The sequence below is a fragment of the Streptomyces albofaciens JCM 4342 genome, assembly GCF_008634025.1.
GTDB classification, from domain to species: Bacteria; Actinomycetota; Actinomycetes; order Streptomycetales; family Streptomycetaceae; genus Streptomyces; species Streptomyces albofaciens.
Map to the genome: position 1 here is coordinate 4,105,570 of NZ_PDCM01000002.1, position 12,422 is coordinate 4,117,991.

Annotated in this window: 2 protein-coding genes; one reads left to right on the forward strand and one right to left on the reverse strand. The window is 74.5% G+C overall.

What is annotated here, in order from left to right:
• Position 1: 1 nt before the first annotated feature.
• Positions 2–10,246, reverse strand: a complete 10,245-nt coding sequence (locus tag CP973_RS37925) for a non-ribosomal peptide synthetase (protein ID WP_150249144.1) — start codon at positions 10,244–10,246, stop codon at positions 2–4.
• 452 nt (positions 10,247–10,698) lie between these two features.
• Here CP973_RS37925 and pdxR point away from each other — a divergent pair, with 452 nt between their 5' ends.
• Positions 10,699–12,120, forward strand: a complete 1,422-nt coding sequence (pdxR, locus tag CP973_RS37930; protein ID WP_150249147.1) for a MocR-like pyridoxine biosynthesis transcription factor PdxR — start codon at positions 10,699–10,701, stop codon at positions 12,118–12,120.
• Positions 12,121–12,422 lie beyond the last annotated feature (302 nt).

The window sequence follows — 12,422 nt, forward strand, 5'->3', positions numbered from 1 at the left end:
GCTACTTCCCGGTCCTCGACATCGGCCGCAGCGCGGGCCGTGCCCTGCGTTTGGCATCGGTCAGACGTTCGGCGAGCGCCGCCACCGTCGGCGCTTCGAACACCGCCCGGATGGACAGTTCGGCTCCCAGGTCCGTCCGTATCCGGTTGATCAGCTTGGTGGCGAGCAGGGAGTGTCCGCCCAGGTCGAAGAAGCCGTCGTCGATGCCGACCTCGGGCAGTCCCAGCACCGCCGCGAAGATCTCGCACAGCGTCCGCTCCCGCGCGTCCCGCGGCCGCCGGCCGGTGGCCGCCGCCGTGTGACCGGGGGCCGGGAGGGCCCGCCGGTCCAGCTTGCCGTTGGGCGTCAGCGGCAGGTCCGGCAGCACGACGAACCCGGCGGGCACCATGTGCGCCGGGAGCCCGGCGGCCGCGAGGGCGCGCAATTCGGCGATGTCCACGCCGGTGTCCCCGGCCGGCACCACATAGGCCACCAGCCGCTTCTCCCCCGGTGTGTCCTCCCGCGCCACCACGGCCACCTGGCGCACGGCGGGGTGTCCGGCGAGCACGCTCTCGACCTCGCCCGGCTCGATCCGGAACCCGCGGATCTTCACCTGGTGGTCCCCGCGCCCGAGGTAGGCCAGCTGCCCGTCGCCGTCCCACCGCACCAGGTCGCCGGTGCGGTACATCCGCTCCCCCGGCGCGCCGAACGGGCAGGCCACGAACCGCTCGGCGGTCATCCGCGGCGCGCCCAGGTAGCCCCGGGCCAGCTGCGCGCCGGCGAGGTACAGCTCCCCGGGGACGCCGGGCGGCACCGGCCGCAGCCGCTCGTCGAGCACATACGCCCGTACGTTCCAGATCGGCCTGCCCACCGGCGCGGCGGCCGGCCAGTCCTCGGCCCGCTCCGGGAGCGTGTACGCGGTCACCAGATGGGTCTCGGTCGGCCCGTAGTGGTTGTGCAGCCGCCGCGCCCCCGCACCGCACAGGTCCCGCAGCGCCGGGCCGAGGCTCAGCGCCTCGCCGCCCTGGGCGAGGTCGGTCAGCGCGGAAAGGCCGATGCCCTGCGCGGCGGCCTCCTCCGCCACCGCGCCGATGACCAGGTTCGGCGCGAACAGCTCGGACACCTGCTGCTCGTCCAGCCACCGGGCGAGCGCCGCGGTGTCCCGGCGGGTGTCGTCGTCGGGGATGACCAGGGTGTTGCCGTGCAGCAGCGCCGAGAGCGTCTCCTGCGTCGCGACGTCGAAGCCCACCGCGGTGAACTGCGCGGTGCGCCGGCCGAAGCCCCCCGGCAGCGTGTCGCCGTGCCACGCCAGCAGATTGATCAGCGCGCCGGCGGGCATCACCACGCCCTTGGGCACGCCGGTCGATCCCGACGTGTAGAGGACGTAGACCGGGTGCGACGGCAGCAGCGGCGTGCGCCGGTCGGTGTCACGCGGGTCGTGGTCCGGCCGTGCGGCGAGCACCCCGGCCGCGTCCGGGCCGTCCAGCACGAGCCGCCCGGCCCCCGGAACCGCCGGCAGCCGTCCGGCGACCGCCTCGTGGGTGAGCACATATGCCGGCCGGGCGCTCTCCAGCATCCGGGCGATCCGCTCGTCCGGGTGCTCCGGGTCCACCGGCAGGTACGCCGCGCCCGCCTTCAGGACGGCGAGGATGCCCGTCACCAGGTCCGCGGAGCGCGGCAGCGCCAGCGCCACCACGTCCTCGGGTCCGACGCCCTGCGCCAGCAAGTGGTGCGCCAGCCGGTTGGCCCGGGCGTTCAGTGCGGCGTACGACAGCACCGTCCCCGCGTACTCCACGGCCGGGGCCCGCGGCGTGCGGGCCACCTGCTCCTGGAACAGTTCCGGCAGCGTCGTCGGCGGCAGCTCGCGCGCCGTGTCGTTCACACCGGTCAGCAGGTGCGTGCGCTCGGCCGGGGAGAGGATCTCCAGCTCGCCGAGTCGCCGGGTGGCGTCCTCGACCACCGCGCGCAGCAGGCGCTCCAGCCGCTCGGCCAGCGCCTCGGCGGTCGGCCGGTCGAAGAGGTCGGTCGCGAACTCCAGCGCGCCCACGAGGCCCGCGGCGGAGCCGTCCTCGGTGTGCCGCTCCCCGATGTGGAAGGTGAGGTCGAACTTGGCGGCGAAGGCGCGGAACGGCCCGTCGGCCACCTTCAGCCCGCGCATCGCGAACTCGCCCTCGGTGGTGTTCGCCAGCACGAGCATCACCTGGAACAGCGGGTGGTGTGCCAGGGAGCGGGTGGGGTTGACGAGTTCCACGAGCCGTTCGAAGGGCACGTCCTGGTGCGCGTAGGCCGCGAGGTCCGTCTCCCGTACGCGGTCCAGCAGTTCGGCGAAGGTCGGGTCGCCGGAGGTGTCGGTGCGCAGCACCAGGGTGTTGACGAAGAAGCCGACCAGGTCGTCGAGGGAGCTGTCGGCGCGGCCGGCGGTCGGCGAGCCGATGGGGATGTCGGTGCCCGCGCCGAGCCGGGTCAGCAGGGCGGCGAGCGCCGCCTGGAGCACCATGAAGACACTCACCTGGTGCTCCCGGGCGAGCCGGGCCACACCGGCGTGCAGGTCCGCGTCCCAGAAGAAGTCGACGTCCTCCCCGTGGTGACCGGCGACGGCGGGCCGCGGGCGGTCGGTGGGCAGCTCCAGCCGGTCCAGCAGACCGGCCAGCCGCCGCTTCCAGTACTCCGCCTGGCGGCTGATCACGCTCTCCGGGTCGCTCTCGTCGCCGAGCACCTCGCGCTGCCACAGCGTGTAGTCGATGTACTGCACCGGCAGCGGCTCCCACCGGGGCGCGGTGCCCTCGCAGCGCGCCGCGTACGCCACCGACAGGTCCAGGGTGAGCGGGTCCATCGACCAGCCGTCGCTGGCTATGTGGTGGGCCAGCAGCACCAGGACGTGCTGCTCGGGGCCGGTGCGCAGGAGCCGGGCCCGCACCGGCAGCTCCCGCGTCAGGTCGAAGGCGTACCGCGCGGTCTCGGCGACCAGCGCCGCCACCTCGTCGGGGGCCGCCTCGGTCACCTCGACGACGGGCCGCGCGTCCGCGCCCTCCAGTACCCGCTGGTACGGCGTGCCGTCCGCCTCCGGGAAGACGGTGCGCAGGCTCTCGTGGCGCGCCGCCACGTCCGCCAGCGCGTCGCGCAGTGCCCCGACGTCCAGCGCGCCGGAGAGCGTCAGCACCATCGGCACGTTGTAGGTGGGGCTCGGCCCCTCCAACTGGTGCAGGAACCACAGGCGGCGCTGGGCGTAGGACAGCGGGACCCGCTCGGTGCGTGGCCGCGGGGCCAGGGCCGCGCGGGCCTCGCCCGCCGAGTTCAGCCGGGCCGCGATCCCGGCGACGGTCGGTGCCTCGAACAGGTCGCGGACGGCCAGTTCGGCACCGAACGCGTCGCGGATCCGGCTCAGCAGCCGCACCGCCGACAGCGAGTGCCCGCCCAGGTCGAAGAAGTTGTCGTCGGTCCCGAGCGTGGTCAGCCCCAGCGTCCGGGCGAAGAGACCGCACAGGATCTCCTCCTGCGGCGTGCGGGAGCGGCGCCGCACCGGGGTACGTGCCGCCCCGGCCTCCTCGGCGTCCTTCTCCGCCGCCGCGGCCATCGGCCGCAGCCGGCCGTCGGCCGTCCAGCGGGCGCACACGCCGGTCGGGAACACGCGCGCCGGTGCCGCGGCGAACGGATCGGGCGCGCCGTCCTCCGGCGCCTGCCCGTACAGCGTCACACCGGACAGGTCGGCGGCCTCGGGGACGGTGACGACGAGCCGCCCCGGCACTCCGGCCGGCACCGGACGGCCCTCCGCGTCCAGGACGTACACGCCCGCCCCCGCCGGCAGCGCCTCGCCGCCGGGCAGCTCCCGCACGCCGAAGGCGCGGCGGCCGAGCAGGTCGTCGCGCTCGGGCCCGGACACGAGGTCCAGTTCACCGACCGGCCGGGCGGCGTCCGCCACCGCTTGCCGCAGCAGCCGTTCCAGGCCCAGTGCGAGCGCCTCGGCCGTCTCCCGGTCGAAGAGGTCGGTCGCGAAGTCCAGCAGTCCCCGCATTCCGGCCGGCCGGCCGTCGGCGGTGGCGGTCTCCTCCAGCGCGAATTCCAGGTCGAACTTGGAGGTCTGGGACCCGATCTGCTCCAACTCGCCGTCGATGCCGGCGAAGTCCACCTCGGCGGGCGACGCCTCGAAGCTCAGCATCACCTGGAAGAGGGGGTGGTACGCCAGCGACCGGGTGGGGTTGACGAGCTCCACCAGCCGCTCGAAGGGAAGGTCCTGGTGGGCGTAGGCGGCGAGGTCGGTCTCCCGTACGCGGTCCAGGAGTTCGGCGAAGGTGGGGTCGCCGGAGGTGTCGGTCCGCAGCACCAGCGTGTTGACGAAGAACCCGACGAGGTCGTCGACGGCGTCGTCGGTACGGCCCGCGGCCGGCGAGCCGATGGGGATGTCGGTGCCCGCGCCGAGCCGGGTCAGCAGGACGGCGAGCGCCGCCTGGACGACCATGAACACACTCGCCTGCCGCTCCCGCGCCAGGCGGGCGATACCGGCGTGCAGGTCCGCGTCCCAGGCGAGCGGGACGCTGTCGCCCCGGTAACCGGCCTCGGCGGGGCGCGGCCGGTCGGTGGGCAGTTCCAGCACGTCGGGCAGGCCCGCCAGCTGCTCCCGCCAGTAGCCGGCCTGGGCGGCGAGCGGGCTGTGCGGATCGCTCTCCTCGCCGAGGACCTGTCGCTGCCACAGGGTGTAGTCGGCGTACTGCACCGGCAGCGGCGCCCACGTCGGCTCCCCGCCCGCGCGCCGCGCGGCATAGGCCGTGGACAGGTCGCGCACCAGCGGCCCCATCGACCACCCGTCACTGGCGATGTGGTGCGCCAGCAGCAGCAGGACGTGCTCGTCCGGCGCCGTCTCGAAGAGCCAGCCGCGCAGCGGCAGTTCCGTCGTCAGGTCGAAGACGTACCCGGCGGCCTGCCGCACCGCCTCGGCCAGTTCTCCGGCGGCGACCCGGACCACCTCCACCGGCGGCCGGGCCTCGGCGCCCTCCAGCACCTGCTGGCAGGGCGTGCCGCCGGTCTCCGGGAAGACCGTCCGCAGCGACTCGTGCCGGTCCGCCAGGTCGGCCACCGCCGCCCGCAGCGCCCCGATGTCCAGCGGTCCGCTCAGCCGCAGCCGCATCGGCACGTTGTACGTCGCGCTCGGCCCCTCCAGCTGGTGCAGGAACCACAGGCGGTGCTGGGCGGACGACAGCGGCACCCGCCGCGGCCGCTCCATCGGCACCAGGGGCGCGACCGGTGTCCCGTCCCGGTCCGCCAGCCGCGCGGCGAGCCGCGCCACCGTCGGCGCCTCGAACAGGTCCCGGACGGACAGCTCCACGTCGAACGCGGCGCGGGTCCGGCTGATCAGGCGCATCGCCAGCAGCGAATGCCCGCCCAGGTCGAAGAAGTTGTCGTCCGTCCCGACGCGTTCGAGGCCCAGCGTCCCGGCGAAGATCCCGCACAGGATCTCCTCCCGCGCCGTGCGCGGCCCCCGGCCGCCCGCGGCCGCCGTGAACTCCGGGGCGGGCAGCGCGGCGGTGTCGACCTTGCCGTTGGGCGTCAGCGGCAGCGCGTCGAGCAGGACGCATGCCGAGGGCACCAGGTACTCCGGCAGGGACTCCGCCAGCCGGGCCCGCAGTCCGGCCGGGTCCGCGTCGTGCCCCGCACGCGCGACGACATGGGCGACGATCCGTCGGTCGCCGGGCCGGTCCTCGCGGACGGTGACCACCGCCTGGGCGACGCCCGGCAGACCCGCCAGCGCGTTCTCGATCTCACCCAGCTCGACGCGGAAGCCCCGGACCTTGACCTGGTTGTCGGCGCGCCCGGCGAACTCCAGCTGCCCGTCGGGGCGCCGGACGGCGAGGTCCCCGGTGCGGTACATCCGTGCCCCGGGCGCCCCGAACGGATTGGCCACGAAGGCGGACGCGGTGGCCCCGGGCCGGCCCAGATAGCCCCGGGCCAGCCGCGGCCCGGCGGCGTACAGCTCGCCGGGCACCCCCACCGGCACCGGACGCAGTCGCTCGTCGAGGACGTACACCTGGGTGTTCCAGCCCGGCCGGCCGATCGGCGGCGTCCCGTTCCCGGAGAGCCGTTCGCTGGCCGTGACCCACACCGTGGCCTCGGTCGGGCCGTACGCGTTGTGGACGGCACGGCCGGCCGACCACCGGTCGACCACCTCGCCGGTGATCGCGTCACCGCCGGTGAGCAGCGTGCGCAGCGCGGGCAGCGGCCGTACCGGCATGCTCGTCAGGGCCGCGGGGGTCACCAGCGTATGGCTGATCCGCAGCTCCGCCAGCGTCTCGGCGAGCGCTTCCCCCGCGAGCGGGCCGGGGGGCGGCACCACCAGGCAGCCGCCGGAGCCGAACGCCGTCCACATCTCCAGCACCGACGCGTCGAAGCTGGGCGAGGCCAGTTGCAGCACCCGGCTGTCGTCCGCCGCCCGCCAGCGGTCGGCCATGTCGGCGGCGAAGGAGGCCATACCGGTGTGCTGCACCACGACGCCCTTGGGGTGGCCGGTGGACCCCGACGTGTAGATGACGTAGGCGGGGTGGTCGGGGCGCAGCGGGGCGCGGCGGTCGGTGTCGGACGGGTTCCGCGCCGGGCGCCGGGCCGGGTCGTGATACGTCACCACGGGCGGCCCGGCCTCCGGCAGGCGCCCGGCCGTGTCCCGGTCGGCGAGCACCAGCACCGGCCCGGCGTCCCGCAGCATGTAGCGGATGCGGTCGGCGGGGTAGTCCGGGTCGACGGGCAGGTAGGCGGCGCCCGCCTTGAGGACCGCGAGGATCGCGACGACCAGGTCCAGGGAGCGCGGCAGCGCGAGGGCCACCACGCGCTCGGGACCGGTGCCCCGGGCGATGAGGTCGTGCGCCAGCCGGTTCGCCCGGGCGTTCAGTTCCCGGTACGCCAGGGCCGTCCCGCCCTGCTCGGCGGCCGGCGCGTCCGGGGTCCGCGCCACCTGTGCCTGGAAGAGGTCCGGGAGGGTCGCCGGGGCGATGGCGCGGGCGGTGTCGTTCCAGCCGGTGAGCAGCTGGTCCCGCTCGGCGGGAGAGAGGATGGCCAGGGAGCCGATGGGCCGGGAGGGGTCCGCGGCCACGGCACGCAGCAGCCGCTCCAGCCGGGCGGCCAGTGCCTCGACCGTCGCCCGGTCGAAGAGGTCCGTCGCGTACTCCACCGTCCCGCGCATCCCGGCCGGCCGGCCCTGCGCGCCGTACTCCTCGGTCACCTCGAAGGCCAGGTCGAACTTGGCCGACGTGACGGCCAGCGGGCGCCTGCGCACGGCCACCCCGGGCAGGTCGAGCGCGGTGTCGTCGTTCTGGAACGCCAGCATGACCTGGAAGAGGGGATGGTACGCCAGCGACCGGGTGGGGTTGACGAGTTCCACCAGCCGCTCGAAGGGGAGGTCCTGGTGGGCGTAGGCGGCGAGGTCGGTCTCGCGTACCCGGTCGATGAGTTCGGCGAAGGTGGGGTCGCCGGAGGTGTCGGTGCGCAGCACCAGCGTGTTGACGAAGAAGCCGACCAGGTCGTCGAGCGCTTCATCGCCACGGCCGGCGATGACCGAGCCGATGGGGATGTCGGTACCGGCGCCGAGCCGGGTCAGCAGGGCGGCGAGCGCGGCCTGGACGACCATGAACACGCTGGCCTGGTGCTCCCGCGCCAGCCGTACCAGGTCCTGGTGCAGCTCCGCGTCCCAGGACAGCTCGACCACGTCGCCCCGGTGTCCGGCGACCGCGGGACGCGGCCGGTCGGTGGGCAGTTCCAGCTGTTCCGGCAGCCCCGCCAGGGTCTTCGTCCAGTAGGCGACCTGGGCGGCCAGCACGCTCTGCGGGTCGTGCTCGTCGCCGAGGACCTGCCGCTGCCACAGGGTGTAGTCGGCGTACTGCACGGGCAGCGGCGCCCACGCCGGCTCCTCGCCGCGGTGCCGGGCCGCGTACGCCGCCGACAGATCTCCGATCAGCGGGTCCATCGACCAGCCGTCACCGGCGATGTGGTGCACCAGCAACAGCAGCACCCGCTCGTCGGGCTCCGTCTCGAACAGCCACGCCCGCAGCGGCAGTTCCGCCGTCAGGTCGAACCGGTGCCGAGCCGCCCCGGCCAGCTCCTCCGGCAGCCTCCCGGGATCCGTCGGCACGACCTCCAGGACGGGCCGGGCGGCCGGACCGTCCAGCACCCGCTGGTACGGAGTGCCGTCCTCCCGGGGAAAGACGGTCCGCAGGCTCTCGTGGCGCTCCGCCACGTCCGCCAGCGCCGCCCGCAGCGCGCCGATGTCCAGGGGGCCGGTCAGCCGCAGGGCCACCGGCAGGTTGTAGGCCGCCCGCGCGTCGCCCAGCTGGTCCAGGAACCACATGCGGGTCTGCGCGAACGACAGCGGGACGCGCGCGGGACGCGCCATCGGCACCAGCGCCGCCCGCGCGCCGGCCGCCCCCGCCAGCCGGCCCGCCAGCCGGGCCGGCGTCGGTGCCTCGAACAGGTCCCGGATACCCAGTTCGGCGTGGAACGTGGCCCTGATGCGGCTGGTCAGCCGTGTCGCGAGCAACGAGTGGCCGCCCAGCTCGAAGAAGCTGTCGTCGATGCCGACCTGCTCCACGCCCAGGATCTCGGCGAAGAGCGCGCACACGATCTCCTCGCGGTCGTCGCGGGGCCGGCGCCCGGCGGCCGTGAGGGTGGCCTCCGGCGCCGGGAGCGCCCTGCGGTCGACCTTCCCGTTCGGATTGAGCGGGAAGGAGTCCAGCTGTACGAAGGCGGACGGCACCATGTACGGGGGCAGCGCCCGGGCCGCCCGGTCGCGCAGTCCGGCCACGTCGAGCCGCTCGCCGTCGCGCACCGGCACCGCATAGGCGGTGATCCGCTGGTCCCCGGGGCGGTCCTCCCGCACGACGGCGACCGTCTGGGCGACTCCGGGATGACCGCCGAGCACGGACTCGATCTCGCCGAGCTCGATGCGGTAGCCGCGCACCTTGACCTGGAAGTCGGTCCGGCCGAGGTACGCCAGCTGTCCGTCCTGCCGCCATGTCACCAGGTCCCCGGTGCGGTACAGCCGCTCGCCCGGGGCACCGTACGGGTGGGCGACGAACCGTCCGGCGGTCAGGCCCGGACGGCCCAGATAGCCGCGCGCCATGCCCTTTCCGGCGATGTACAGCTCACCCGGCACGCCCACCGGGACCGGCCGCAGGGCGTCGTCCAGGACGTACATCCGCATGTTGCCGATCGGCCGGCCGATGGGGGCCGCGCCCTCGCCGGTGACGTCCGCGAGGGTCGACCAGACGGTGGTCTCCGTCGGGCCGTACAGATTGGTGACGCCCGCGGCCAGCTCCACCATCCGCCGGGACAGGGCGGGCGGTACCGCCTCCGCGCCGACGAGGATCCGCAACCCCTTCAGCGCCTCGGGGAACTGGGCCACCAGGCCCTGCCACAGCGAGGGGGTGGCCTGCATGAACGTCGCGCCGGAGGAGGACAGGAGCGCGGCCAGACGAGGGGTGTCACGCACCTCCTCGGAGGTGGCGAGGTGGACGGACGCCCCGGAGAGCAGCGGAAGGTAGAAGTCCAGCCCCGCGATGTCGAACGCCACGGTCGCGACGGCGAGGAACCGGTCCGAGGGCCGGGGCCGGAACGTCTCGCGCATCGCGGCGAGGAAGTTGACCAGGTTCTCCCCCGTGATCACCACGCCCTTGGGGCGGCCGGTGGATCCGGAGGTGAACAAGGCGTACACCGGGGACGCCGGGGACCAGCCGGCCGGCCGCTCGTCCGCGCCGAGGTTCCCGGCCGGCAGCTCCGCGAGCGCGGCACGGGTGTCCGGGTCGTCGATGGCGATCAACCGGGCGTCGGTCGGCGGCAGTTGCCGCTTCAGGGCACGGGTGGTGAGCACGCACGAGGGGGCCGCGTCGGCGAAAACCGAACCGATCCGGTCGGCGGGGTGCTCCGGATCGACGGGCAGGTAGGCGGCGCCCGTCTTGACCACCGCCAGCAGGGCGGCGGGCAGATCGACGGTACGGGGAAGGGCGACCGCGACATAGCGCTCGGGCGCGGCGCCGTGCCGGATCAGCAGGCGGGCCAGCGCGTTCGCCCGGGCGTTGAGTTCCGCGTAACCGAGGAGGTCGTCCCCGCAGCGCACCGCGTCCGCGCCGGGCGTCAGCGCGGCCTGCGCCTCGAACTGCTCCCGCAGGTTCGCCGTGGGCACCTCGGAAGCGGTCGCGTTCCACTCGTCCGGCACCGGCCGGGGCGGCGCCGTGCCGGCGCCGGGCTGCCCCTCATCCGGAAGGTCCGAACCGTGCATCGATGCTCCCACCATGCCGTCGACTCCTTGTGCGGTCCCGTGTCGAGGCCATGGGTGTTACGGAAAAGAGAATGGGCCTCGCGATTTCTGCGCCGGCGAACACACGAAAGGAACCCGTGAAGTCACGGGTCCCAGTTCACCAGCCGGTCGGAAAGGTAGGCGGTCCAGCTTTCGTCTTGTTATCGCGGCCGCTTCGCGGCCGGAAAGCCCGCGCCGCCGCCCGCACCGGGCGCGACCGGGCACGGCCGGCGGCCGGGAAACCCGGCGGCGTCGATAGTCCAGCGATAAACGCCTCTTCTAGCGTATTCGCCGCCGGGCGGAAGGCGGCGCGCCCGCGCGGGCCGACGCCTGCGCGCGGTGCCGTACGGGCCCCGCTCTCGGCGCCCGGCCATTCTCCGCCCCACCGCCGCACCGCGCCCAGACCACATGCCATCAGTAATTCCAGTCCACTTGGGGGAGCCGAAGAAATGGCCTGGCATGCCTTGATCCATGTGTCCCGGGAATCCGACGAGCCGCTCACCGCCCAGATCGAGGGCACGATAAGAGAAGAGATTTCCTCCGGAGTGCTGCGTCCCGGCACCCGGCTGCCGTCCAGCCGGCAGCTCGCCGCGGACATCGCCGTCTCCCGGAGCGTCGTCGTCGAAGCGTACGGCCGGCTCATCGCCGAGGGCTACCTGGAGGCCGTCCAGGGCTCCGGCACCCGCATCGCCGCGCACCTGGCGCCCGCCCCCGCCCTGCCGACCCTGCTCGACGACGGGCTGGTGCCCCCGGCCCGCTGGGACCTGCGCACCGGCACCGCGCACCTGTCCGGCTTCCCGCACCGTGAATGGCTCGCCTCCTACCAGCACGCCGTCCGGTCCGCCGCCCCCTGCGCCATGGACTACCCGCCGCTCTCCGGGACGCCTGCGCTGCGGGAGGAACTGGCGCGTTATCTGGGCAGGGCCCGCGGGGTGCTCACCACCCCGGGACAGGTCATGGTCGTCTCCGGCTTCGCCCATGCGCTCGGCCTGCTGTGCGCCGTACTGGACGAGCAGGGCATCGACCGGCTCGCCATGGAGGACCCCTGCCACCACCGGCAGCGGCAGTTCGTCCGGGAGGTGGGGCTGCGGCCCGTCCCCGTCCCCGTGGACGCCGAAGGCATCGACGTCGAGGCGCTGGCCAGAACGGGCGCGCGCGCCGTACTGCTCACCCCCGCCCACCAGTTCCCCACCGGCGCCACCCTCTCCGCGCCCCGGCGGGAGGCGCTGGTGCGCTGGGCCCGCGACCACGATGCCTGGATCATCGAGGACGACTACGACGGCGACCTGTGGCTGGAGCACGGAACCCGCCCGCCGGCGTTGCAACGCCTCGCCCCCGAACGCGTCGTCTACGGGGGCACCGCCAGCAAGTCCCTCGCGCCCGGCCTTCGCTTCGGCTGGCTCGCCCTGCCCGCCCGGCTGCTGGCGCCCATGGAACGGCTGCGCTCCCACCGCGACCTGGGCTCCGACGCCCTCACCCAGCTCGCCTTCGCGGAGTTCCTGAACGCCGGCCACTTCGACCGCCACCTGCGCCGTCAGCGCGCCCGCTACCGCGTCCGCAGGGAAACCCTGGAACGGTCCGTGCGCCGCTTCCTGCCCGGTGCGCACACCGTCGGCTCGGCCGTCGGGCTGCACACCTACCTGCGGCTGCCGCTCCGTACGGACGAGTCCGCGCTCGTCGCGCGGGCGATGCACCGCTCGGTGCTGGTGCGCGGCGGCCGCCGCTACCACGCCCGGCCCGACCAGGCCGCCCCCGCCCTCGTGGTGGGCTACACCGCGGTGCCCCGCACCGGCATCGCGGAGGCGCTGCGGGAGCTGGGGGCGGCGTATACGGAGCTGTACACGGCGGGCCGGGCCAGCAGCTTGGCGTGACGTGCCGTGGGGAACGCGCGAACCGTATCGCTTCACCTGACGTGCCGCGGCGAAACGCGGAACCGTATCGCTTCGCCTGACGTGCCGCGGCGAAACGCGGGAACCGGACCGCCCCCGCGCGCCTACCGGAGCAAATCGAACGGATCCGTTCCCCCACCTGGGGGTTACCCAAGGGGGGCGGACGGGAACCGCGCCAGGGCAGGGCGGGAACCGCGCCAGCGCGTGAGCGGGAACCACACCAAAGCGTGGGGGAGGGAACCACACCAAAGCGTGGGTGGGAACCCCGCCCTCCCCACCCTCCC